23 protein-coding genes and 1 other RNA gene are annotated in these 24,624 nt (G+C 30.4%); 8 read left to right on the plus strand and 16 right to left on the minus strand.

What is annotated here, in order from left to right; genetic code table 11:
* Positions 1–60: 60 nt before the first annotated feature.
* The 5 genes from CLTEP_RS01890 to CLTEP_RS01910 all read right to left on the minus strand — a co-directional run bounded on the left by CLTEP_RS01890 (position 61) and on the right by CLTEP_RS01910 (position 5,688).
* Positions 61–1,716 (minus strand): peptide ABC transporter substrate-binding protein, encoded by a 1,656-nt coding sequence (locus tag CLTEP_RS01890; RefSeq protein ID WP_066821723.1) that lies wholly within the window; start codon positions 1,714–1,716, stop codon positions 61–63.
* Between the two features lie 88 nt (positions 1,717–1,804).
* Positions 1,805–2,782 carry an ABC transporter ATP-binding protein gene (locus CLTEP_RS01895; protein ID WP_066821725.1) on the minus strand — a complete coding sequence of 326 codons (978 nt, stop codon included), beginning with the start codon at positions 2,780–2,782 and terminating at the stop codon, positions 1,805–1,807.
* On the minus strand, positions 2,782–3,792 hold the full coding sequence (locus CLTEP_RS01900) for an ABC transporter ATP-binding protein (RefSeq protein ID WP_066821728.1): 1,011 nt from the start codon (positions 3,790–3,792) through the stop codon (positions 2,782–2,784). Before CLTEP_RS01900 ends, CLTEP_RS01895 begins: the two co-directional genes overlap by 1 nt.
* A 14-nt stretch (positions 3,793–3,806) precedes the next feature.
* On the minus strand, positions 3,807–4,754 hold the full coding sequence (locus CLTEP_RS01905; RefSeq protein WP_066821731.1) for an ABC transporter permease: 948 nt from the start codon (positions 4,752–4,754) through the stop codon (positions 3,807–3,809).
* A 13-nt stretch (positions 4,755–4,767) separates the two neighbouring features.
* Complete coding sequence (locus CLTEP_RS01910; protein ID WP_066821734.1) at positions 4,768–5,688, minus strand: ABC transporter permease; 921 nt, start codon at positions 5,686–5,688, stop codon at positions 4,768–4,770.
* A 660-nt stretch (positions 5,689–6,348) separates the two neighbouring features.
* Between CLTEP_RS01910 and CLTEP_RS01915 the strand changes: the two genes are divergently transcribed.
* Positions 6,349–6,789, plus strand: a complete 441-nt coding sequence (locus CLTEP_RS01915) for a methylglyoxal synthase (protein WP_066821913.1) — start codon at positions 6,349–6,351, stop codon at positions 6,787–6,789.
* Between the two features lie 72 nt (positions 6,790–6,861).
* Here the strand turns inward: CLTEP_RS01915 and CLTEP_RS01920 are convergent, their stop codons facing one another.
* Complete coding sequence (locus CLTEP_RS01920; protein ID WP_066821737.1) at positions 6,862–7,539, minus strand: CvpA family protein; 678 nt, start codon at positions 7,537–7,539, stop codon at positions 6,862–6,864.
* A gap of 450 nt (positions 7,540–7,989) precedes the next feature.
* On the opposite strand from CLTEP_RS01920, the gene CLTEP_RS01925 reads away from it, so the two are divergent.
* Positions 7,990–8,181: an H-type small acid-soluble spore protein gene (locus CLTEP_RS01925; protein ID WP_066821740.1), complete on the plus strand. Its 192-nt coding sequence runs from the start codon at positions 7,990–7,992 to the stop codon at positions 8,179–8,181.
* A gap of 132 nt (positions 8,182–8,313) precedes the next feature.
* Here CLTEP_RS01925 and CLTEP_RS01930 read toward each other — a convergent pair whose 3' ends face one another.
* The gene (locus CLTEP_RS01930; protein ID WP_242863846.1) at positions 8,314–8,964 is read right to left on the minus strand and encodes an HD domain-containing protein; all 651 of its coding nucleotides are present in this window, start codon (positions 8,962–8,964) and stop codon (positions 8,314–8,316) included.
* Positions 8,965–9,199: 235 nt separating this feature from the next.
* On the opposite strand from CLTEP_RS01930, the gene CLTEP_RS15430 reads away from it, so the two are divergent.
* The 3 genes from CLTEP_RS15430 to CLTEP_RS01940 all read left to right on the plus strand — a co-directional run bounded on the left by CLTEP_RS15430 (position 9,200) and on the right by CLTEP_RS01940 (position 11,598).
* Positions 9,200–9,325: a hypothetical protein gene (locus CLTEP_RS15430; protein WP_278319505.1), complete on the plus strand. Its 126-nt coding sequence runs from the start codon at positions 9,200–9,202 to the stop codon at positions 9,323–9,325.
* Between the two features lie 220 nt (positions 9,326–9,545).
* The gene (locus CLTEP_RS01935) at positions 9,546–10,568 is read left to right on the plus strand and encodes a LysM peptidoglycan-binding domain-containing protein (RefSeq protein ID WP_066821743.1); all 1,023 of its coding nucleotides are present in this window, start codon (positions 9,546–9,548) and stop codon (positions 10,566–10,568) included.
* Positions 10,569–10,950: 382 nt separating this feature from the next.
* Complete coding sequence (locus CLTEP_RS01940; protein WP_066821746.1) at positions 10,951–11,598, plus strand: MgtC/SapB family protein; 648 nt, start codon at positions 10,951–10,953, stop codon at positions 11,596–11,598.
* A gap of 28 nt (positions 11,599–11,626) precedes the next feature.
* Here CLTEP_RS01940 and CLTEP_RS01945 read toward each other — a convergent pair whose 3' ends face one another.
* The 3 genes from CLTEP_RS01945 to ssrS all read right to left on the minus strand — a co-directional run bounded on the left by CLTEP_RS01945 (position 11,627) and on the right by ssrS (position 14,224).
* On the minus strand, positions 11,627–13,267 hold the full coding sequence (locus tag CLTEP_RS01945; protein ID WP_066821749.1) for a glycosyl hydrolase family 18 protein: 1,641 nt from the start codon (positions 13,265–13,267) through the stop codon (positions 11,627–11,629).
* A gap of 227 nt (positions 13,268–13,494) precedes the next feature.
* Positions 13,495–13,758 (minus strand): metal-sensitive transcriptional regulator, encoded by a 264-nt coding sequence (locus CLTEP_RS01950; protein ID WP_066821918.1) that lies wholly within the window; start codon positions 13,756–13,758, stop codon positions 13,495–13,497.
* 288 nt (positions 13,759–14,046) lie between these two features.
* Positions 14,047–14,224, minus strand: a non-coding RNA gene (gene ssrS, locus CLTEP_RS01955) — 6S RNA.
* Positions 14,225–14,313: 89 nt separating this feature from the next.
* On the opposite strand from ssrS, the gene CLTEP_RS01960 reads away from it, so the two are divergent.
* From CLTEP_RS01960 to CLTEP_RS01970, 3 genes are all read left to right on the plus strand, one after another.
* On the plus strand, positions 14,314–15,312 hold the full coding sequence (locus CLTEP_RS01960) for a polysaccharide deacetylase family protein (protein ID WP_066821752.1): 999 nt from the start codon (positions 14,314–14,316) through the stop codon (positions 15,310–15,312).
* A 13-nt stretch (positions 15,313–15,325) separates the two neighbouring features.
* Positions 15,326–16,342 (plus strand): hypothetical protein, encoded by a 1,017-nt coding sequence (locus CLTEP_RS01965; protein WP_084364526.1) that lies wholly within the window; start codon positions 15,326–15,328, stop codon positions 16,340–16,342.
* 130 nt (positions 16,343–16,472) lie between these two features.
* The gene (locus tag CLTEP_RS01970) at positions 16,473–16,721 is read left to right on the plus strand and encodes an AbrB/MazE/SpoVT family DNA-binding domain-containing protein (RefSeq protein WP_066821759.1); all 249 of its coding nucleotides are present in this window, start codon (positions 16,473–16,475) and stop codon (positions 16,719–16,721) included.
* Between the two features lie 41 nt (positions 16,722–16,762).
* Here CLTEP_RS01970 and aspS read toward each other — a convergent pair whose 3' ends face one another.
* Genes aspS through CLTEP_RS02000 form a run of 6 tightly spaced genes read right to left on the minus strand, consistent with a single transcriptional unit; the run spans position 16,763 to position 24,577 of the window.
* Positions 16,763–18,553, minus strand: a complete 1,791-nt coding sequence (gene aspS, locus CLTEP_RS01975) for an aspartate--tRNA ligase (protein WP_066821762.1) — start codon at positions 18,551–18,553, stop codon at positions 16,763–16,765.
* Positions 18,554–18,576: 23 nt separating this feature from the next.
* The gene (gene hisS, locus CLTEP_RS01980; protein ID WP_066821765.1) at positions 18,577–19,830 is read right to left on the minus strand and encodes a histidine--tRNA ligase; all 1,254 of its coding nucleotides are present in this window, start codon (positions 19,828–19,830) and stop codon (positions 18,577–18,579) included.
* Positions 19,830–21,266, minus strand: coding sequence for a coproporphyrinogen III oxidase (locus CLTEP_RS01985; RefSeq protein ID WP_066821768.1), 1,437 nt, complete (start codon positions 21,264–21,266; stop codon positions 19,830–19,832). Before CLTEP_RS01985 ends, hisS begins: the two co-directional genes overlap by 1 nt.
* 27 nt (positions 21,267–21,293) lie before the next feature.
* Entirely contained in the window at positions 21,294–21,908 is a 615-nt protein-coding gene (locus CLTEP_RS01990) for an MBL fold metallo-hydrolase (protein ID WP_066821770.1), read from the minus strand.
* Positions 21,909–21,936: 28 nt separating this feature from the next.
* The gene (gene dtd / locus CLTEP_RS01995) at positions 21,937–22,386 is read right to left on the minus strand and encodes a D-aminoacyl-tRNA deacylase (protein ID WP_066821772.1); all 450 of its coding nucleotides are present in this window, start codon (positions 22,384–22,386) and stop codon (positions 21,937–21,939) included.
* Between the two features lie 13 nt (positions 22,387–22,399).
* Entirely contained in the window at positions 22,400–24,577 is a 2,178-nt protein-coding gene (locus CLTEP_RS02000) for a RelA/SpoT family protein (RefSeq protein ID WP_066821775.1), read from the minus strand.
* Positions 24,578–24,624: the final 47 nt, after the last annotated feature.

Here is a 24,624-nt window from a genome sequence, read left to right on the forward strand (position 1 = left end):
GATTTGTTTCCATATAAAAGTAGAAGTGTTTTGCCGAAAAGCAAAACACTTCTACCTTTATTAATGTTTAGCTATATAAGTGTCATCGAAGTAAACCATTCCTAATGGAGACTTATGAACATTCTTAACATAGTCTTTTATACAAACTACATTTGTATAGTAATAAATCGGAATTACAGGCATTTCATCTATTAATATATCTTCTGCTTCATGCATATACTTCATTCTATTTGCTTGTTTGCTGTCCATTTTAGCTTTCTTTATCAATTCATCATACTTTGAATTTGACCAACCAGCATCATTTTGACCTGAAGTAGTAGTCCACATATCTAAGAAAGTCATTGGATCAACATAGTCACCAATCCAACCATGTCTAGCAATTTCATAGTCTTTATTAGTTCTCGTAACTTGGAATACTTTCCACTCTTGGTTCTGAAGTTCAACATTTATACCTAAATTCTTTCTCCACATATCTTGCACAGCCATAGCAATATTTTGATGTCCTTGGTTGGTATTGTAAAGAAGAGTGATTGTTGGAAATCCTTTACCATCTGCATAACCAGCATCTGAGAGAAGCTTCTTAGCTTCCTCTACATTACCTTCCGGTGGGTAGTAATCCTTATCCTTGAAATCTTTACCTTCCTTGTTTTCTGCTATTGCAGGTGGTACAAAACTTGTTGCTGGAATCTGTCCACCTTTTGTAATCTTTTCTACTATATCTTTTCTATTGATAGCCAATGCTAAAGCTTTTCTTACTCTCTTATCTTTGAGCACTTTAGCAACATCTGCATTTACCTCTGCAGCTTTATCTGAAACATTAACACAATAGAAATAAGTTCCTAAATATGGATATATTTTTGCAGTTCCATTTTTTAATAGAGTTGGTATCTCTTGAGATGGTGGTCCTTCTATAAAATCCATTTGACCAGTTTTGAATGCAGCTAGTGCACTAGTTTCTTGTTCAATCATCTTATAATGAATTTCTTGCAACTTAATTTTTTTAGCATTCCAATACTTATCATTCTTAACAAATGTAATCTGATCTTTTGGTTTCCATTCTTTCATCTTGAATGGACCATTACAAATATAAGTATCAGGATTTCTAAACCAACTATCAGGATTAGCATCAACAACATCTTTTCTTAATGGCATATAAGTTGGAAATGCAGTTAATGATAAGAAATAAGCTGTTGGATAATCCAATTCAACTTCTAATGTATAATCATCGATAGCTTTTACTCCAACTTCATTTGGATCAGTAACTTTTCCTGTATTATACGCTTCACCATTTTTCAAATAATAAAGCTGATATGCATAACCTGAAGCCGTCTTAGGGTCCAATGCCCTCTTCCAAGCATATTCAAAATCTTTAGCTGTAACTTCTTTTCCATCTGACCAAAGTATACCTTTCTTTAAATGAAAAGTATATTTTTTACCATCCGGAGATACATCCCATTTTTCTGCAACAGCTGCAACTGGATTGTCATGTGCATCAAGTCTAGTTAATCCATCAAAAGCATTAACAACAACGGTAGCACCGTCTACTGCTTCGTTTGTTCCAGGATCTAATGTCTTAGGTTCTGCACCGAGATTATAAGTAATAATTTGCTTTTCAGCTTTGTCGCCGCTTGTTCCTCCACAGCCAGCCAACATAGTTAAACTCATAGCAACCGTTAAAATAATTGCTCCAAGTTTAGTTTTTTTACTTTTTAACATTAATAATCCCCCTTTATTTATAATTTCACATGATAGAACATCAAAAATATTCAATCATATGTAAATAAGCCTTGTAATAATTAATCATTTATAATAAATGACACGCCGCTAGATGTCCACCTCCTACATCCTTTAATTCAGGTTCTTCCTCAGAACAAATAGGTTTCGCAAACCTACACCTGTTTTTAAATCTGCATCCCGGTGGTGGGTCTATCGGTGAAGGAATATCCCCTTCTAGCACTATTCTCTGGCTTGTAGCCGCTTCATCAGGATCAGGTATAGGTATTGCTGATAACAGAGCCTGTGTATAAGGATGTACTGGATGGCTATATAATTCATTGCTTTCTGCAATTTCAACCATCTTACCTAAATACATAACTCCAACTCTATCAGATATATGCTTAACCATTGAAAGGTCATGCGCAATAAACAAATACGTTAGTCCTAAATCTTCCTGTAAATCTTCAAGCATGTTAACAACCTGTGCCTGTATTGATACATCAAGTGCTGAAATTGGTTCATCACACACAATAAATTCTGGTTCTACAGCCAGTGCCCTTGCTATGCCTACTCTCTGCCTTTGACCACCTGAAAACTCATGCGGATATCTATTCGCATGCTCAGAATTCAATCCAACCCTCCTCAACAAATACTGTATTCTTTCTAATCTTTCCTTTCCCTTTGCTAGATTGTGAATATCTATCGCTTCTCCAATAATATCTCCAACAGTCATTCTAGCATTCAAAGATGCATAAGGGTCTTGGAAAATCATCTGCATTTTTCTTCTATAAGGTAACATACGCTTAGGTGTAAGTCTTGAAATATCTTCCCCATTATATATAATATTACCGCCAGTCGGTTCATATAACTTAATTATTGTCCTTCCTGTTGTAGTTTTTCCACATCCTGACTCTCCTACAAGCCCCAACGTCTCACCTTTATTTATAGAAAAAGACACATCATCAACAGCTTTAACAAAACTTATATGTCCACCAAATAACTTTTTCTTGACAGGGAACCATTTCTTTAAGTTTTTAATTTCAATAAAGTTTTCAGTATTCTGCATTAGCTATCCCTCCTTACAAGTGGTGATTCAACCTTTGGTGCCTTAGGATGATTTAACCAACACGCTGATTTATGCTGTCCTTCTATCTCAAACAATGGAGGTCTATTTGTCATGCACACCTTCATTGCATAATCACATCTTGGTGCAAAAGGACATCCTAAAGGTGGTTTAATCAAATCTGGTGGAGTACCATCAATAGGGATAAGCCTTTCTTTAACTAAAGTTTTTGGATTTGGTACACTCCTCAATAACCCCCAAGTATATGGATGTTTTGATTTGTAAAAAATATCTCTAGTAGTACCAGTTTCGACTATTGTTCCTCCATACATAACATTTATTCTAGAACAAACATCGGCAACAACCCCTAAATCATGCGTAATAAGAATTATTGATGTACCTAATTTTTCTCTTAAATCCTTCATCAATTCCAATATCTGCGCCTGTATTGTTACATCCAATGCAGTTGTAGGCTCATCTGCTATTAATAATTTTGGATCACATGAAAGTGCCATAGCTATCATAACCCTCTGCCTCATACCACCAGAAAATTCATGAGGATATTGCTTCATTCTTTCTTCAGGGCTTGGAATTCCTACCAAAGATAGCATATGAACAGCTCTCTTAAAAGCCTCCTGTTTACTAACCTTTTTATGTTTTATTATTGGCTCAATCAATTGATTACCTATAGTAAATACAGGATTTAAGCATGTCATAGGATCCTGAAATATCATCCCTATCTCATTTCCCCTTATTCTCTGCATACCCTTTTCAGAAACATCTAATAAATCACTACCATTAAATAACAGTTTGCCATTTTTTATTTTTCCGTTATCATCTAAAAGTTTCATCAATGACATCATAGTAATGCTCTTACCACTACCAGACTCACCAACAATTCCTATTGCTTCACCAACTCTTAAATCGATAGATATATTTCTAACAGCTTGTACCTCACCAGCATAAGTAAAAAAAGATGTTTGCAAATTACATATTTCAAGTAAATTATCCATATCGCTCCCCCTAACTATCTTCTCATTTTAGGATCAAGTGCATCTCTCAATCCATCACCTAGTAAGTTAAATGCAAGAATAGTAATACAAATAGCAATCGCTGGGAAGAACAGCTGATAAGGATAAATCATATAAAGCTGCTGAGCTTCCGAAACCAAAGTACCCCATGATGCTTTAGGTGCAGAAACCCCTAAACCTATAAAGCTCAAAAACGCTTCTGTAAATATTGCAGAAGGAACCGCTAGAGTCAACGTAACTATTATAGGTCCCATGCTATTAGGCACTAAATGTTTCAATAATATTCTATTCCTAGAAGCACCTAATGTTTTAGCTGCTAATACAAATTCTTGATTCTTTAACTGTATTATCTGCCCTCTAACTATCCTTGCCATACCCAACCATTGAGTAATAGCCAGTGCAATTATAATACTCTTTAATCCCGCTCCTATTACCACCATTAAAAGTATTACATAAATCATCATAGGTATTGACATAAGTATATCAACAATTCTCATCATTATATTATCAGCCAAACCACCGGCGTATCCTGATATACTACCATATAAAGTTCCAATTACAAAACTTATAAATGCAGCCGCATATCCAACAATTAATGATATTCTAGCTCCATAAAGAACCCTCACGAATATATCCCTACCGAATTGATCTGTTCCAAACCAATGCTCTAGACTCGGTCTCTGATTTGCTATAGTAAAATCATTTGCAAAATAATTATATTTTGAAAACATAGGCCCAAAAATCGCTATCACCGTCATCAAAATAACAACTATCAATCCAAACATAGCCAATTTGTTTTTCTTTAATCGTCTCCAAACATCTTGCCAATATGACATACTTGGTCTAACTATCTCATTTAATTTCTTTTGCTCTTTTGGCACCAGTTCAAACATACTATCATCTAATTTTAATTCTAATGACTTGTCTATAACTCCAGTATTCATATGCGTATTCCTCCTAACCCTCAAGCTTAATTCTCGGATCAATATAAACATATAATATATCCACTATAAGATTGCAAAGAACCAAAAATGCACTGTAAAATACTGTAACGCCCAAAATAGTAGGAAAATCTCTATTGCTAATACTTGTTACAAATTCTCTACCTAAACCGGGAATACCAAATAGAGACTCCACAATAAAACTACCTGTTAATATTGCCGCAATCAACGGTCCAAGATATGTTACAACTGGTATTAGTGCGTTTCTCAATGCATGTTTATATATGATCATATTTCTAGAAAGACCTTTCGCTTTAGCAGTTCTTATATAATCTTGCCTAATCACATCAAGCATTGAAGACCTAGAAAGCCTTGCAATCGTTGCAAGAGGAAAACCTGCTAGAGAAATAACTGGCAACACATAATCTTTAGGACTACTAAATCCAATAGCATTGAATATGTGAAGCTTAACCGCAAAAACATATATCAAAAAAGTAGCTAAAACAAAACTTGGTACTACAACTCCTATAGTTGATAAAACCATATTAACTCCATCGGGCCATTTACCTTGATTTAATGCAGCATTTATGCCCAAAAACAATCCAAATAAAAGAGCAAATACTACACATGCGGCTCCAAGTTTTGCTGATGCCTTAAATGAATACCCAATAACATAATTTACAGTCATGCCCTCATACTTCATTGAATCACCTAAGTCTCCATGTAAAATGCCTTTCATATACAAAGCATACTGCTGACCAATAGGTTTATCCAAGCCATATTTTTTTTCCATGTTTGCCTTAATCTTTGGCGGAAGAGGTTTATCGCTATCAAATGGTCCACCTGGCATTTGATGCATCAAAAAAAACGTCGCCGTCACTACGATAAACAATGTAACAATACTTGCTACAAGTCTCTTTAAAATGTAAACTGTCATTTCATTCCCCCCACTCTAAATATACGTAATAAAAAAATCGAATTGTAGAATTTCAAATTATTAAATTTTCAATCAATTCTGAACAAATTTGAAATTCCATAAATTCAAAAATAATGTTATCACACGCATTACGATTTGTCAACTTTATTCATATTACAGTTTTTACATTTCATCGACGATATTTGTATTTTTTTGTCGTTTAACCCACCCAAGCTCCACTATATCACCCGTATTTACTGTTTATATTTAATATGATGTTTAAATTTCTAAATAATTTTATTTAAAATAAACAATATATGAAATTCTTTTTATATGGCAAAAACAATTAATAATATTGTTTATGTTCTATATTTGTATTATATTGGTATTTTAATATATGAATCAAAATATTTGTATATGAAATAATATTAAATAAAAAAAGCATTTGCGCAAATAGTCGAAATATTGTAGTTATTTTGATGATTTTTAAACATTGAGAATATAAAAATTGTTGAATACACAAAAATCCTCAATCTAGCATAAATAAAAATATAATAAAAAAATTTACTAAATTGAAGGATAAATTACTTTCTGATAGAATATAGTGTATATAAAGCAAAATGTATATAATCTATTTAGACTTAAAAAGAGGTGAACATTGTGATAAATAAAAAACAGACAATGGATAAAAGAAAAACTATAGCTTTAGTTGCTCATGATAATATGAAAAAAGAACTTTTAGAATGGGTAATGAATAATTCTGAGAAATTAACAAATCACAGACTATGTGCTACCGGAACAACAGGCTCAATTATTGCTGATAAAACAAATCTTATTATAACAAAATATAAAAGCGGACCTTTGGGAGGAGATCAGCAATTAGGTGCAAAAATCGTTGATTGCGAAATAGATTGTTTGATATTCTTTTGGGATCCATTAGAATCTCAACCTCATGACCCCGATGTAAAAGCTCTGCTTAGGATTGCTGCACTATATAATATACCAGTGGCGACAAACAAAGCAACAGCAGATTTTATAATATCTTCTCCTCTTATGAATGAAGAGTACGAAAGAAAATTAAACATATATGAAGGTTATTTTAATAGACATATCAACCTTTAAAATAGACATATCAACCTTTAAAATAGACATATCAACTTTTTAAATAAGAACATGCCAAAAGACATGTTCTTATTATTTAAGCAATATTCCATTTAATATATTTGAAATCATTCCACTTTTGTATATATAAACTAAAATTATAGACTTATTAAACATTTGTGCTATATACGAATCTGGTGTCATAAATACAAATGGCGTAACAATCATTATTATAAAAGCAATAATAATTGTTGATGTCACTATTCCCAAAAGCATTCCTAATATCCTATTCATAGCATTGAGTATTGAACTCTTTTTCAGCAAACTATTAATCAACAAGCCTATTAAAGCAAATACAGTTTTAACAGCAACAAAAATCAATATAGCGCTTATTGTTATAAGTATAATGTGTACTAAAAATTCAGCAATCGTATGTTCACCTGATGTTAAACCACTCTTAATAGTATCCTCTACAAAAGAAAATATACCCATATTTTTATTACTTGTTGGGAACACAGTATTCGAAGCAGGAATACTCGAAGACGGCACAGCCATTGAACTCAATTTTCCTGCCACAAAGTCTGTAACTCTATTTAATATAGTTGTATTAGCCGCAAAAAAATTTGCTAGTCTTCCTGAATACATTTTAATACAAACCACCGCCACAATATAACTAGCAAAGCTAAACAAGGATAGCATAAACCCTCTAATCAATCCAAATAATGCTCCAATAACTACAATAGAAATAATTATTATATCTATAGTATTCAATAATATCACTCCTCTCATAACTCTTAAACGAACTCGTTTTGCTAAAGCAAAACATCGGGACTTCACGTGGAGACTCTACTCCACCTAAAGCAAAAGCTTCAATCTCCCACTTAGGCATTTTCAAAAAAATAACTAGTCAGTATGCTAGTCTATTTTGCGAACTACTTCATCGTCGGAACCCGTTGATAGGACCTACTATCAGCGGAACCCAACTCTTTGTATTTCACAAAATATACGTCGCATCTTTGACTTGTTATTTTCTTTCAAATGCCTTATAGAAGTAGGAGTTTTGTAAAATCGATAAATGCCCTTAAGAAAATATATTCTATAATGAGTATACATGTCCTTTAATTAACATTAAAGTATATTTACATTAAAAAACATGTATAATATGAATTATATACGTAAAAAATAATCGTGTAAACAACTTTGAAACGTGAGGAGATAAATATGGATTCTAAAAGAGCACAACAAATTATAGATTCTAAGAAAAAAGAAACTGTATATTATAAAAATACACCGGTGCATATAAAAGAAGTTGATAATAAGAGCGATACTGTCAAAGTCGAAAATCTTCAAACTGGAAAGGATTTTGTTGTGAATGTAAAAACACTCAATGAAGATTTTGGTTTAAAACAGTGACTGTCTATATACCAAAATAAGATTGTCGGAAATTAAACTCGTTTTACTAAAGCAAAGTATCAAGATTTCAGATGAAAATTCTACTCCATCTGAAATCTCTTTTTTCACCAACCGTGTTGAAATTGTTTAAATTTAGCGTTTTGTAATTTTATATAAAAACAAATCTATACTTTTTTTCTCAGAATTTATTTTTTCTTCTGTTAGTCCTCCTCTACCCAATCTATCGCATTCAGTAAGCAACGCAATCTCTCTAGGTTCTACATCTTTTAGCATATTTTCTATTTCTGCATATGGCATATTTTTTACAACAAAAAGCGACTGCATATGCCATCTGACTAGTGCAGAAACCTTTTTTATGAAATTTTTATCTTCATCAAAATACTCTAAAAAATTTAACACTAATTCTTTACCAACCTTATCATGATTGTATGATGTGATTTTTCCTTTTCTCAATCTTGTGGTACGTGCTTTTCCTAAATCATGAAGCAATGCAGCCCACATTAATGTTCTAGGTTCTTTGCTAATTTGTTTCTTTTTAGCAGCATAATCAACAACTAGCATTGTATGATTCCAAACATCTCCTTCTGGATGATGCTGAAGCGATTGAGGGACACCTATTAAGTCTCCTAAAAAAGTAAAGGGATATACATTATAAAAAATCCCTGTTTTCTTTATTTCATTGAAGTATTTTGATGGCTTTTCGTCATTTAATAAGTGCTTATCAAATTCTTTAAATATATTTAAGTGTTTATTCATATATTTGTCATCTCCTAATATTTTCATAATAATATTTCCTCATACTTATCTTTTGAAATTATCTTATCAATTATTATATAATAAAACAAAAATATAATTCAATTATTAAGGTTTTACAACGTTTTTTTAGCAAAACAAGTTTACTGATGTTATCTATAATATAGTTTGTTATTTATCAAAATATGTAGATGCATATTTTGTATATATTAAATTCTATCGGCAAATAATAATCGTGTAATACATTATATTTGGAGATGATTTTATGCCTAAAGACAGTCAACCTGACAATAAAATTTCAAGAATAAAAAAAAGTAATGGAGATACACCAATCACAAGAGAAGTAAGGAAAAACCATAAAAACATGCCTAGAAAAAAGAATCTCTCTTAATCTAATTGATGGGGTTACAGTATGTAACCTCATCATCCTTTCTCATATTATGAAAATACATTTAATAATAATTTCTTCATACAAATTTCTTATAACCCAAACATTGCAACTACCATATTAAATATAATTCATAATAATTCCTTCATACCCATCAATCCACTATTTATTTAATACTTAAAATCATTAATAATATAGATATACTCGTATATGGAGGGATACTATGAAATCAAAGAAAATTGCAACAATGATTACAGCACTGATGTTGTGTTCATTTCCACATTTAGTAAATGCAGATACAATCAAATACACAGTTCAAAGTGGAGACTCCCTTTGGAAGATCTCACAAAAATTCAATACATCAATTTATAAAATAGCTTCACTAAATTCACTTGATGTAAATAAATATATTTATGTTGGACAAACTTTGCTTATTGATAGTCCTACAAATCATCATTATATCAAACATACAGTTGTAAAAGGAGATACTCTTTGGAAATTATCAATAAAGTATTCAACAACAATTGATAAAATAAAAAATGCAAATAATCTGTCAAATGATATGATATTTATCGGACAAGTTCTGAATATTCCAAAAAACTCTTCTTCAATTTCTGAAAATATTTCAGTTAAAACTGTCAACTATAGAGTTGTTTCAGGTGACACTATATGGTCAGTATCTAAAAAATTTAACACCTCAATAGATACTATAAAAAAGAGTAATTTCTTAAATGCTGATAACTTAATGCCCGGTCAAGTACTAACCATTCCTGTTAATTCAACTAAAATAGTAACTCCAGTTGGAATAACGATGATTAAAAGAAGATTAAATGATAACTACGGCGATATATATGATTGGGATAATGGCAGAAGACTATTTACAGTTGGAACAAAAGGTACCCTAAAAGATCTAAAAACAGGAATTTGTTTTAATATAAAATACTATGGTGGTTCACATCATGCTGATATAGTACCTCTGACCAAGTCAGACACGTATCAAATGAAAAAAATATTCCCTGTTTGGTCATGGGAATATAAAAGACCTATGGTATTATATTTTAACCAAGGCAATAAAAATTATCAATTAGCTGTAAGCCTAATAGGTATGCCTCATTCTACTACAGATATTTATGACAATGGAGTAAATGGTCATTTCTGTATGTATTTTTATAATAGTACAAGCCATAAAACAAATCAAATTGATAGTGTAAGTCAAAAAAACATATTAATTGCGAATGGTCAATAATTTATCAACTTTATAAGGGGCTGTCGCACTAAGAGTAAATACTACAATATATTGTGCTAATATAAAATTCGCAAAACAATATATTGTATGTAAATTCCTTAATGCGACAACCCCTTAAGCTTCTAAAATCCTAATTTTCACTAGTTACTATATCCCTTTATATTCTTCATTTAACATAATACGATTTTTATCAATTCTACAAAACTCTCCCTTCTATAAGTAGGAGATTGAAGTTTTTTGCTTCAGGTGGAATAAAATATCCACCTGAAGTCTCTATATTTTGTTTCAGCAAAAAGAGTTCACTTTACTTCTATATGTTTATATTATATCATAATAATAAATAGTTTATCTCCACAATAATACAATCATTGGGGGAATTTTTATGAATTTTTATTTTACAATAATTATTAGGCTATTGTTATCTTGTATTCTTGGTGGTTTAATAGGAATTGAAAGGGAAATAAACAATAGACCCGCCGGTCTAAGAACTCATATATTAGTCACAGTAGGTTCTACTTTAGTAATGCTTATATCTATGTATGGCTTTACATATGGCGATCCTTCAAGACTTGCAGCACAAGTAATAAGCGGTATAGGATTCTTAGGTGCTGGTACAATAATAAGAAACGGCAGTGACATTAGCGGTCTTACAACAGCTGCAAGCATATGGGTTAGTGGTGGAATTGGACTTGCTATTGGTAATGGTTTTTATTTCGGAGCTTGTTTTGCAACCGGTATAGTATTGTTTTCTCTGTTTTCTCTTGGATTTATTGAAAAGAAAATGTTTAGAAACAATTTAAAAAAAGTAAATATTCAATGCATAGATAGAAAAGGTCTTGTTGGCGAATTAGGACTGCTATTTTCTGAATACAATATTTCAATAAAAGAATTAAAGCTTTCTAACACAAAAAGTAATGATTCTGGGAAAATAATGATAAGATTAGCATTAAAATTACCAAAAGATTTCGACATAAAAATACTTGAATACGAATTGTATAAAATAAAGGGTATAGAAAAAATTATCTGTTAAAACAATTAGAGAACAGGAACACTGCTCTCTAATTGTTATTATAATTTCTTAATACCTGAAGTAACTCATAGCTTGAGTATCCTATATTCCATGCTGCAACACCTTTTAAATCATATTTATTAGCCAAATCAATTCTCCACTTCATAGATTCCTTATCTTCAAGCCATATTTCATGTTTTAACAGAGAAGTTCTACTACTATCATAGTCATAATAAACTAAAACATTTTGCTTCGAGACTTTATCATAATATATATAAGGTCTTTTAGATTCATCACTAAGTATTTTTTTGATATCATTCATAGTTTTAGTATGACATCCTACAGCTATTTTTTTTGATTCATTTCCTTTAACAAGAGCAACTGCTTCTTTTTTAATATATGCAGTTTCATTATTATACATAACTTTATACCATTCTCCATCAAAAGATATAACACTAAACAAGTCGCCATATGCACATGATTTAATATTCTTGCTACTTTGACTCGGCTCTGAATAAAGCATTGTTCTAACATTACCAATAATTCGTTTGGTTACTACTACAGACTCAACTTTGGGTGAAGCTTCAACTTCTTGAAATTCTCGCATATAAAATGGTACCCCTAGTATTAATTTTTCGTTCGGAACCCCTAAATTCAATATTTTGTTTATGCCTTTTTCAACCCATGGATATGAACCAACCGAACCTGGATTTTTATCTCCTACCCAATGTTCATCATATGCCATAAACATAATATAATCAGCATAATCAGCTAATGCAGCCCTATCATAACATTCAGAATACGCTGAATGAAGAACCGGTTCATTAACATCAACAGAAGTAATAACTCCTCTGCTTCGGAGTTTATCAGTTAATTTTTTTACAAATTGGCTATAGTTTTCTCTATTTTTCTTACCTAATGCCTCAAAATCGACATTGATACCTTTAAAATTGTATTTGTCTATATAAGCAATCAATTGGTCAATAACTAAGTTTTCTACATCTTCGTTCTGAAAGAACTTGTCCATCTTATCTGCATAATCATCTAGCGAATTAGCTATGGAACTTTTGTACATTCCTTGAAAACAGGGCCATATTTCGTATCCATTCATTCTAGCAATTTTTAAATAAGTTTCATCCATTTTTTCTGTAATACCAATAACATTGCCATCCCTCCATTTAAGTTTAAACCATATAGGACTAATTACACTTATACCCGAGTAATCTGAACTATTCATTACTACATCATCTTTGGAATCATAAAAACTTTTATTTTTTTCTTTATTATAAACATAATTCCATGCTAAAACTATTTTATCATTAGTCTTATCAGAAGTTGTAAATACCATAGCAGTACTATCTTTCATATGATTACCATTTATATCTTTTATTCTATTGGAAACAAATAATGTATAAGTTTCATTTGATTTGTAACTATATTTTGGTGATACCGTGATCCACTTACCATCATTCAATATTTCTAAGTCAATATCTACTCTATTCTTATTGCTATCAATCACATATATATTTTTATCATTAACTGTACTTTTATCAATTTGTTTGCTAAATTTTATAGTCCAAATCTTATTTATACTTACTCTATTTGATGCTTTCATTTCTTTAGCTTGTACACATATTGGAATCATCAAAATAATAAACACATACATTAAAAAATATATCTTTTTCCTCATTGTCATCACTCCAAAACATAATTATATATTACATATTAGTAAACGTGATAATTTCTATAAACTTTAGATAAAATCATCAATAATATCACATGTAATTTATGGTATTTTATTTTCTATATATTTCACTCTTAATTTCCCAATAATTATTATTAAAAAAAGACCCCAATATCTTCTCAAAATATAGAAAGATCTCTTGAGTCTTTTGGCATAAAATTATAGAAACAATATTATTTCAAAAACATTAAAAACGTTGAAACCAACTGTTGAAGCTTTTCATCAGTGATTTTATCATCGCCTGATAATAAACAATTTCGAGAATAATTCTCTAGCAATAATCCTCCAACCTTATTTAAAGCTGAACGAACAGCTGCCACCTGAACCAAAATATCCTTACAGCACGCCTCAGAAGATACCATTTTTTCAATACCTTTTACTTGTCCTTCAATTCTTCTAAGCCTAACTAGAATACTCTTTTGTAAATTATCATCCAAACCAAGTGTATTATAATCTATCTTTTCATTTTCTTCCAATTTCACATCTTTTTTTTCTTCTTTCATATCTTTTTTTTCTTCCACGAATACCAACTCCTACTATGAAAATTATCACTAAATAATTAGTAAAATATTAATTTACTTTACAAATAACGAATAGATTATATCATTATAACTAAAAACTTTCAACACAAACTTCAATTCGTTATATGCACAATACATTGTATACATATATTTTATATTAATATTCATCATAAGAATCTAAACCACAAATTGAAAATAAAAATAATTAACCCCGCTGTACCGTAAATAAGTTATTGTCTAAATCCAAACCCATTAAGTGGGTATCTCCTTCTCATTTCATGTTCTTATAATCAAAATAAGTATCATTCCACAAGAAGAGCTGGATTCCCAATTCATTTATGTTGATTCAACATAACTTAATATACAAATACAGCAGGACAACATACTCCTATATTCCTATATTCCTATTATATGCTATAATTATATACATATTCACTTAAGAAATGATTTTCAAATTGAAAGGAGATTACAATGAGATATTTTCCAAAAATAACTTGCGTAATGTATCATTATGTAAGAGAAATAAAACATTCTAGATTTCCAGAATTAAAAGGACTTGATATAAAACTTTTTGTTGAACAATTAAATTATCTAAAAAAATATTATACTATAATTTCAATGGAAGAAGCTATTGATGCTATTGAAAATGGATCAAAAATCCCCAATAATTCTATGCTTTTAACATTTGATGATGGATATACTGATCATTATAAATATGTATTTCCAATATTAGATGAAATGAAATTAAAAGGTAGTTTTTTTATACCAGCAAAGGCTATACTCGAAAATAAAGTACTTGATGTGAACAAAATACATTTCATACTAGCTTCTGAAGATGATAAATCAAAACTTGTTAATGATATTTTTGAGCAACTTGATTTTTACAGAAAAGATTACAACTTAAAATCAAATGAAGAATATTTTAAAAAATTAGCTATTGCCAATAGATATGATTCTAAAGAAATAATATTTATAAAGCGATTACTCCAAGTTGAACTTCAAGAAAACTTGAGAAAAAAAATATTAAACTATCTTTTTGAAAAATATATAGGAATGGATGAAAAAAGTTTTTCAAAAGAACTGTATGTAAACTCAAGTCAAATCAAATGCATGTATAGACATGGTATGCATATTGGCTCTCACAGCTATGATCATTGTTGGCTTAATAGCTTAAGCTTTCATGAACAAGAAAAGCAAGTAGATATGAGTTTGAAATTCTTAAAAGACATTGGCATTGATTTAACAAATTGGACTATGTGTTATCCATATAGTGGACACAATAAAAACACAATTGAAATACTTAAAAATAAAAATTGTAAACTAGCTTTTACAAGTGATGTTAATTTTGCTGACTTTAATGTGTGTAATAAACATGAAGTGCCAAGATTCGACACAAATGATTTTCCTAAGGATAGATACGCTCCAAATAACATAAATAAATTGAAAGAAGTATGTAATTATAAATACTAGTGAGGTAATGATTATGTATGAAATACGTTTTTGCAAAATAAGTGAAGAAGAAAAACTATTAAACTTTCTGAAAGAAAATTGGAAAGAAGACCATATTTTCATTAAAAATAAAGAGCTTTTCAGATGGCAGCATTTAGATAGAATTAATAATAGAATTAATTTCGTTGTCGCTGAAAATAAAAATGACGGTGAATTCGATGCTATATTGGGTTTTATACCCTTTAAACAGTATGATAAAAATTTAAAAAATAATGATTTGTGGTATGCAATTTGGAAAATCAAAAAAGAAAAAACTCTTGGTAAAATAAGAGGTATTGATTTGCTCTTTTTTGTAGAAGATAAACTAAATTTAAATTCTTCTGCTGGAATTGGTATGAGCAAATACTCTGTTAAGTCTTTTACTCAAAATGGATTTACAATGGGTAAATTAAGCCACTACTATTTATTAAATGAATCTTTATGTGAATATAAAATTGCTAAAATACCTCTTAACAGTTCACTTTCCCATACACCATATAGGAACACAAATACAACAATACGCGAACTATATAACATTAGTGAACTTGAATCAATTAAAGAATTATATAAGCCATATAAATCACCAGCTTTTATTAAAAACAAATATTTAAATCATCCTGTTTATAGCTATAAGTTATATGGAATTTACTGTTTTAATAAGTTGTTGTCTGTGTTAGTTACAAGAAAAATATCAATATTAGATAGAAGCTGTATACGTATAATAGACATATATGGCAGGCTAAATAAAGTTGGTAATATTTCTGCTCAACTTCAAGAAATACTCAAAAAAGAAAATGCCGAGTACATAGATTGCTACAATTATGGTATTGATGAGCAAATATTCACAACACTCGGATTCTTAAAAAAAGAGCATGATAATAACATTATAATACCAAATTACTTTGAACCTTTCGAGCAAAAAAATATTGAAATTATATGTGGACATAAGGGTAACTATGATGAATATGTTTTTTTTAAAGGTGATAGTGATCAAGATAGACCAAATATTTGATAAAAAATTCTATTAATTATAGATTTTTTTAATCTAAATATTATTTTTCCGAAAAAATATTGACTTTTTTTTGTAAGAGTGATACCATATAACAGAGATAAGGTCGAAATTTGTTTTAGGAGGTAACATAATGAAATCTACAGGTATAGTGAGAAAAATTGATGAATTAGGAAGAATTGTAATTCCAATAGAGTTGAGAAGAACTTTGGACATTAACATAAAAGACTCTTTAGAAATATTCGTAGATGGCGAACAGATTATTTTAAAGAAATACAATCCTTCTTGTATATTCTGCGGAGATGCTAAAGATGTTGTACATTATAAAGGTAAAAACATATGTGAAGCTTGTTTAGCAGAATTAAGAAATAACGAAAAATAAAAAGTACAGCTTAAAAGCTGTACTTTTTATTTTTGTTATTTTTAGTTTTCATCAAGTTTACTGATTTCAATTCCTAATTCTTCTAATTGTTTGTAATCAACTATATTAGGTGCTTCAGACATAGGACAGTAGGCATTCTGATTCTTAGGGAATGCAATAACATCTTTAATATTCTCTGTTCCTGATAAAAACATTATCAATCTATCAAGCCCATAAGCTATACCACCATGTGGAGGTGGTCCATATTTAAATGCTTCAAGCAAGAAACCAAATCTCTCCCATGCTTTTTCTTGAGTAAATCCAAGTGCTTTAAACATTTTCTCTTGTATTTCAGTATTATGTATCCTAATACTTCCACCACCTAATTCTTCACCATTAAGTACAATATCATATGCTTTAGCTCTCACTCTTCCCGGATCTGTTTCCAAATACTGAATGTCTTCATCTTTAGGCATAGTAAATGGATGATGTTGTGCTACATATCTGTCTTCTTCTTCATCATACTCTAAAAGAGGGAAATCTGTAATCCATACAAAATTAAACTCTTTATTGTCTTTCAATAATTCAAGCTGTTTTGCAAGTTCAAGTCTTAGAGCACCTAAAGCTTGAAGAACAACTCTATTTTTATCTGCAATAATTAATACTAAATCTCCTACTTTTGCTTCAGCTTTATCCAAAATTGCTTTTATATCGTCTTCTGAGAAGAACTTAGATATTGGAGACTTAATCTCATCTTCAGATTTATATGCAATCCATGCAAGTCCTTTAGCCTTGTATGTCTTAACAAACTCACCTAATTTATCTATTTTCTTTCTTCCCATACCTGCACAATCTTTTGCAACAATTGCTCTTACAGAACCTCCTTCTGCAATAGCATTTTTAAATACTCCAAATTCACACTCTTTAACGACATCTGATAAATCTTTTATCTCCATACCAAATCTCAAATCAGGCTTATCTGAACCATATTTATTCATCGCCTCAGAATAAGACATTCTCTTAATTGGCAATTCAACATCTACATCCAAAATTTCCTTAAAAACTCTTTTAATAAGTCTTTCATTAATAGCAATAACATCGTCTTCTTCAACAAAAGACATTTCTATATCTATCTGAGTAAATTCAGGTTGTCTATTTGCTCTTAAATCTTCATCTCTAAAACATTTAACTATTTGGAAATATCTATCATAACCTGATACCATTAATAACTGCTTAAATATTTGTGGTGATTGAGGCAAAGCATAAAATTTCCCTGGAAAATTTCTACTTGGTACCAAATAATCTCTTGCCCCTTCTGGAGTACTCTTTGTAAGCATAGGTGTTTCAATTTCTAAGAATCCATTTTCATCTAAAAAATCCCTAACAATTTTAGCAGTTTTATGTCTAATAATAAGCTTTTTCTGCATATCTGGTCTTCTTAAATCTAAATACCTATATTTTAACCTTACATTTTCAGCAGCATCTAAATTTTCTTTTATATATATTGGTGGAGTTTCAGATTCAGACAATATTTTGATCGATTCTCCAAGCAATTCCACCTTACCAGTAGGCAATTTAGGATTAATAGACTGTCTTTCAACTAGTTTACCTGATATCGCTAAACAATATTCAGGCTTAACCAAATCAGCTTTTTCAAAAGCCTCTTTATTGATTTCTTCACCAAAAACAACCTGAAGAATTCCTGTTCTATCCCTTAGATCTATAAAAACAAGGCCTCCTAAATTTCTTTTTCTCTGAACCCATCCCATTACTGTTATATTACTTCCAACATTGTTTTCTCTAGGTTCTCCACACATTATGGTTCTTTTTAGGCCATTTAGTGACTCTCCCATATAATATTTCCTCCTTTTACACTCTATTTATTTATAATATGACATATTCTATCTAAATCATGTAAACTTATGTCAATTTGTTCTCCATTGTCCATTTTTTTAAATATAGCACTGTTATTTTCAATTTCGTTTTCACCTATTATAACAGAGTATTTAGCTTCTATTTTATTTGCATATTTCATTTGTCCTTTAACTTTTTTATTCATGTGATCACACTCACATTTTATTCCTCTATATCTAAGTTTATTAGCCAACCCTAGTGCAAATAATCTTCCTTTTTCTCCCATAGAGCCAATGAACAAATCAATATAATTTTCTTTTGGTATTTCTATATTTTGCTCATCTAATGCAATCAATAATCTCTCAATTCCCATGCCAAATCCAACTGCTGGAACATCAGGTCCACCAATTTCTTTTATAAGATTATTGTATCTTCCCCCTCCACAAAGTGTGCTTCCATTACCATCGATAAATTCAAATACTGTTCTAGTATAATAATCTAGTCCCCTCACAATAAGAGTATCTACAGTAAACTCAATTTCAACAGCATTTAAATACTTCTCAAGCATATCAAAATGGTTTGCACAATCATCACATACATAATCCAATATAGTAGGTGCTTCTTTTACAATTTCCTTGCAATTTTTATTTTTACAGTCCAATATTCTAAGAGGATTCTTTTCAAATCTTGTCTTACATATTGGACAAAGTTCATCATATCTTGATGATAAATATTGCTTTAAAGCCTCATTGTACTTAGGTCTGCAATCAGGACAACCTATATTATTAATTCTTAAAGATACTCCTCCTATACCTAATTCATCATAAACTCTTTTTATAATACTTATTACCTCAACATCAGCTGATGCATCATACGAACCAAATATCTCAACTCCAAATTGATGATGTTGCCTTAGTCTTCCCTTCTGAACATTCTCATACCTAAAACATGGAGTAAAATAATATAACTTTGTTGGCTGTACATCATTATACATGCTATTTTCAATAAAAGCTCTTGCTGCTGGTGCAGTTCCCTCTGGTTTCAATGTAATACTTCTTCCTGCTTTATCTTCAAATGTATACATTTCTTTTTGTACTACATCAGTAGTTTCTCCAACCCCTCTCTTAAAGAGTTCTGTTGACTCAAACATTGGAGTTCTTATTTCTCTACAACCATATGTAGAAGCAATTTTTCTTAATTTTTCCTCTAAATATTGCCATTTATATGAATTTTGTGGTAACAAGTCTTTTGTACCTTTTGGTGCTTTAATAGCCACTATAACTCCTCCCTTACAAAACTATCAAGTAATTTCAACTTATTCTTTATCATTTCATCAATTCTCTTTAAATATTCCTTTACATCTTTGACATTTCCAAACCTGTCTATCTTGCCAGTGTCATTATATACAACTTTAGAGACAGAATCAGCCCCCAATGCTATTATGGTTTGTCTATCCTCTATCATTTCTATATTATATATACACTCTTTACCCTCTAATGAATATCCTATATTCTCCATATTGCCAACCATATTCTTTTGCCTATACATATAATAAGGTTTCATACTCAACTCATATGCAAGCCTAGCTGTTCTTTCATACATTTTGTTCAATTCATGTTGTTTTGGTATTTCATATCTCAAATTGTTAATTATATTTTCATAAAGCCTTGATGCCCTCTTAATAGACAATCCATGAACAGTTAAGCTGTCGGGTTTTAATTTTAATATTTTTTCACAAGTATTCTCTATATGACTTAATTTTTCACCTGGGAGTCCAACAATAATATCCATATTAATATTATCAAATCCTAAACTCCTTGCCATTTCATATTTTTCTATTATATCATAACAATTATGATTTCTGCCTATTAATCTCAGTGTTTCATCATTCATACTTTGAGGATTAATACTTATTCTATCAACAGAATATCTCTTCATTGTTTGTAATTTGTTTATTGTAATGCTATCTGGTCTACCGCATTCTACAGTAAATTCTTGAATATCTCTATTTAAAACAAAATACTCACTTATAGTTTTCATTATTTCTTCAAAGTTTTCATCATTTACCGAGGTAGGCGTACCTCCACCAAAATAAACCGATTGAATTTTTAAACCTTTATTATCTATATATCGACTAATTTGGGTAATTTCATATTTAAGCGTCTCCAAATATGGTATTATAAGCTCCTTGCTCTTATGAATAGGATTAGACGCAAATGAGCAATATAAGCATCTTGTAGGACAAAAAGGCATACCTATGTATATACTTACCATATTACTATTCGTATTTAAGTACTTCTTTTCGTTTTCAGCAACTTCTATGCATAATTTTGCCTTATCTCTTCTTGTTAAATAAGCATCATTAAAATACCTAATTATATCATCATAATTTTTACCTTGCTCAAGCATTTTCATAGCTATCTTAGATGGCCTTATTCCAATCAAAGTTCCCCATGGCAATTCCTTATTTGTTCTGGTAGAAAAATATTTAAATACTGCCTTTTTGACTTCCTCTTTTATTGTAAACCTTTCATCAAATAAAAACTCTTTGACATCATTACCACTTGCTATGTTTAATCTATTATCATAAATATCAACTTTATAATCACACTCTTCATCCACAAATTCAATACTACTAAAATCAAAAAATAACTTAACTATATGGTATACATCATATCTGTACTGCATATCATTTAAATTAATTTTTATCATGACTGCTCCTTACTAAAAATCAATAAATTATTTATTCTTCAAAAAAGGATTATTATTCTTTTCATTCATAATTGTACTCTGCGGTCCATGTCCTGGATACACAATTATATTATCATCTAAACTCATTAATTTTTTTGTTATACTATTTATTAAAATATCAAAATCTCCACCTTCCAAATCAGTTCTACCAATAGAGCCATAAAATAATGTATCTCCTGTAAAAACCGATTTGCCATCTATAATAAAACTCATTCCACCAGGTGTATGTCCTGGTGTTTCGATACATCTTATGCTTATTTCTCCAACACTAAATACATCACCCTCTTTAATATGAATATCGGCTTCTCCTTCTAACAAGGGTCCATACAATTGAGTACCACAAGCAATCAATTCATCATCCTTTTTGCTAATACAAACAGGAACATTAAATATCTTCTTTAGCTCTGCTACCCCCGATGTATGATCAAGATGACCATGAGTTAACAATATGTACTTTACATTTGCATCAATACTATTTATAGCTTTTTCTATATCATCTACATCTCCACCCGGATCAATAACAACAGCTTCTTTTGTTTTTTTATCCATTATGATGTAACAATTCGCCCCATAAATTCCTGCAACAACTCTCTTTATTTCCACATTCTATCTCTCCCTTTAGTTATATATATCAAAATTCTTTATTGCTTTCTAAAAGCAAAGTAACAGGACCATCATTCTCAATATACACCTGCATATCGGCTCCAAAAACACCTGTTTCCACTTTTTTTATTACACTTCTGCATTGATGAACAAATTCATCATATAGTTTTTCAGCCTTATCACCTGATAATGCCCTCATAAAATTAGGTCTTCTTCCCTTTCTACAATCTCCATATAACGTAAATTGAGAAATAACTAATAGTTCGCCTCCTATATCTATAAGCGATTTATTCATCTTCCCATTTTCATCTTCAAATATTCTTAAATTCAAAATCTTATCTCTTATATACTTAATATCATCAACTGTATCGTCATTAGAAATACCAATCAAAACATTTAAACCTTTTCTAATTTCACCTACTATTTTGCCTTCAACTAATACTTTTGATTCATTAACTCTTTGAACAACTGCACGCATAATACCACCTCAATTAACTGTTTAATCTAAAGACATCAATTACTCCCTTTATTTTCTTTATTTTCTTGCTAACACTTTTTAAATGTGCCACATCATTTATTTTTAACTTAATATTTATTGAAGCTATATTATTTCTATCTGTATTTGCACTTACAGAACAAATAATTGCTTTACTTTGTATAATGGTATTCATTACTTCCGTCAATAATCCATTTCTATCATCAGCCTTAACTTGAATTTCAGTAACATAATCAGAACCTTTTATATTTTCCCAACTAACCTCTATTATCTTTTCACCTTCGGTTTCCATGAGTCGAGCAATATTTTTACAATCCTTTCTATGCACTGAAACACCTCTGCCCTTAGTTATATATCCTATAATATCATCACCAGGTACAGGATTACAACATTTTGCAAATCTTACCATGATATTATTTGAACCTTTTACTGAAACAGCATGGGATATATTCGACTTTTTTCTAGCTTTATTATTAGAAACAGCTTTACTTTCAATTTGTTTTAATAAATTATTGTTTTTTTCATAATCACTGATATAATCATCTTTTAATCTTACCACAATATTAGATGCTAATACAATGCCAGTACCAACTGCAGCATATAAGTCTTCCATAGATTTAAAAGCATATTTCTTGAAAATCTTTTCCATCTCTTTACTCTCTGCAAGTTCGCTAAAATAATAACCATACTTCTTAGATTCTTTCTCTAATAGCTCTTTCCCTCTTACAATATTTTCTTCTCTATTTAATTTTTTAAACCAAGATTTTATCTTACTCTTAGCATGATTGCTATTAACAATAGAAAGCCAATCAATACTTGGTCCTTTAAATGTTGGAGAAGTAATTATCTCAACAATTTGACCCGTCTTAAGCCTATAATCTAATGGTACCATTTTACCATTTACTTTTGCACCAACACATCTATGCCCTACATCTGTATGAATCCTATAAGCAAAATCTATGGGCGTAGAATTATATGGTAAATTGATAACTTTTCCTTTTGGTGTAAACACAAACACCTCGTCAGAAAATAAGTCAATTTTAAATGCTTCCATAAATTCTTCTGCATCGGAAGTTTCATACTGCCACTCGAGCACATCTCTAAGCCAAGACAATTTAGAATCCAAATCATCTTCCCTACTTATATTTCCTTCTTTGTACTTCCAATGAGCTGCAATACCATACTCGGCAGTTCTATGCATTTCATAAGTACGAATTTGTATTTCAAAAGGTTTACCCTGTGGTCCTATAACAGTTGAATGCAATGATTGATACATATTAGGCTTAGGCATAGCAATATAATCCTTAAATCTTCCTGGCATAGGCTTATATAATGTGTGAACTATTCCTAATGCAGCATAGCAATCGCTTATTGAATCAACTAATATTCTTATTGCAGTTAAATCAAATATTTGATCTAATGTTTTATTCTTTTTTACCATTTTGTTATATATACTATAGAAATGTTTAGGTCTTCCTTCAATTTCAGCACTTATACCCGAACTAGCAAGGCTCTTTTGAAGTGAATCTACTATTTTACTGATATTTTCTTCACGTTCAGCTCTCTTTTCTGCTATTTTTTTTACCAAACTATAGTACTGATTCGGATTTAAATATCTGAGTGACAAATCTTCGAGTTCCCACTTTATTTTTGATATACCTAATCTGTGTGCAAGCGGTGCATATATATCGAGAGTCTCCCTTGCCTTCTCCTTCTGTTTAAAAACAGGCATAAATTTTAGTGTTCGCATATTATGCAATCTATCTGCTAATTTGATAAGAATAACCCTAATATCCTTTGCCATTGCCAAAAGCATTTTTCTAACATTATCAGCCTGCTGTTCTTCTTTAGACTTGAATTCAATCTCCCCTAATTTTGTAACACCTTCAACCAAATCAGCAATCTCATCACCAAATATATCCGAAATATCCTTATATGTGTATTCAGTATCCTCAATAATATCATGTAAGAGTCCTGCCGCTATTGTTGCTGTATCTAATCCTAGCTCTGCTAATATACAAGCCACTTCTACAGGATGAATTATATAAGGTTCACCCGACTTTCTTCTTTGTTCCTTATGTGCCGCATATGCCATATCATATGCTTTTTTTATTAAATTTTTATCAATATTGTTACAATTATCATCTACTATAAATAATAACTTACTTAGCATACATAAACTCTCCTAAAGTGAAAGGCTGGTACACCCACCAGCCATTT

It is taken from the genome of Clostridium tepidiprofundi DSM 19306 (assembly GCF_001594005.1).
GTDB classification, from domain to species: domain Bacteria; phylum Bacillota; class Clostridia; order Clostridiales; family Clostridiaceae; genus Clostridium_AC; species Clostridium_AC tepidiprofundi.

What these genes read in the sequence shown, in the direction of transcription:
- CLTEP_RS01890 (WP_066821723.1), bottom strand. Translation starts at nt 1,716, where the DNA reads ATGTTAAAAAGTAAAAAAACTAAACTTGGAGCAATTATTTTAACGGTT.
- CLTEP_RS01895 (WP_066821725.1), bottom strand. Translation starts at nt 2,782, where the DNA reads ATGCAGAATACTGAAAACTTTATTGAAATTAAAAACTTAAAGAAATGG.
- CLTEP_RS01900 (WP_066821728.1), bottom strand. Translation starts at nt 3,792, where the DNA reads ATGGATAATTTACTTGAAATATGTAATTTGCAAACATCTTTTTTTACT.
- CLTEP_RS01905 (WP_066821731.1), bottom strand. Translation starts at nt 4,754, where the DNA reads ATGAATACTGGAGTTATAGACAAGTCATTAGAATTAAAATTAGATGAT.
- CLTEP_RS01910 (WP_066821734.1), bottom strand. Translation starts at nt 5,688, where the DNA reads ATGACAGTTTACATTTTAAAGAGACTTGTAGCAAGTATTGTTACATTG.
- CLTEP_RS01915 (WP_066821913.1), top strand. Translation starts at nt 6,349, where the DNA reads ATGGATAAAAGAAAAACTATAGCTTTAGTTGCTCATGATAATATGAAA.
- CLTEP_RS01925 (WP_066821740.1), top strand. Translation starts at nt 7,990, where the DNA reads ATGGATTCTAAAAGAGCACAACAAATTATAGATTCTAAGAAAAAAGAA.
- CLTEP_RS01930 (WP_242863846.1), bottom strand. Translation starts at nt 8,964, where the DNA reads ATGAAAATATTAGGAGATGACAAATATATGAATAAACACTTAAATATA.
- CLTEP_RS15430 (WP_278319505.1), top strand. Translation starts at nt 9,200, where the DNA reads ATGCCTAAAGACAGTCAACCTGACAATAAAATTTCAAGAATAAAAAAA.
- CLTEP_RS01935 (WP_066821743.1), top strand. Translation starts at nt 9,546, where the DNA reads ATGAAATCAAAGAAAATTGCAACAATGATTACAGCACTGATGTTGTGT.
- CLTEP_RS01940 (WP_066821746.1), top strand. Translation starts at nt 10,951, where the DNA reads ATGAATTTTTATTTTACAATAATTATTAGGCTATTGTTATCTTGTATT.
- CLTEP_RS01945 (WP_066821749.1), bottom strand. Translation starts at nt 13,267, where the DNA reads ATGAGGAAAAAGATATATTTTTTAATGTATGTGTTTATTATTTTGATG.
- CLTEP_RS01960 (WP_066821752.1), top strand. Translation starts at nt 14,314, where the DNA reads ATGAGATATTTTCCAAAAATAACTTGCGTAATGTATCATTATGTAAGA.
- CLTEP_RS01965 (WP_084364526.1), top strand. Translation starts at nt 15,326, where the DNA reads ATGTATGAAATACGTTTTTGCAAAATAAGTGAAGAAGAAAAACTATTA.
- CLTEP_RS01970 (WP_066821759.1), top strand. Translation starts at nt 16,473, where the DNA reads ATGAAATCTACAGGTATAGTGAGAAAAATTGATGAATTAGGAAGAATT.
- aspS (WP_066821762.1), bottom strand. Translation starts at nt 18,553, where the DNA reads ATGGGAGAGTCACTAAATGGCCTAAAAAGAACCATAATGTGTGGAGAA.
- CLTEP_RS01985 (WP_066821768.1), bottom strand. Translation starts at nt 21,266, where the DNA reads ATGATAAAAATTAATTTAAATGATATGCAGTACAGATATGATGTATAC.
- dtd (WP_066821772.1), bottom strand. Translation starts at nt 22,386, where the DNA reads ATGCGTGCAGTTGTTCAAAGAGTTAATGAATCAAAAGTATTAGTTGAA.
- CLTEP_RS02000 (WP_066821775.1), bottom strand. Translation starts at nt 24,577, where the DNA reads ATGCTAAGTAAGTTATTATTTATAGTAGATGATAATTGTAACAATATT.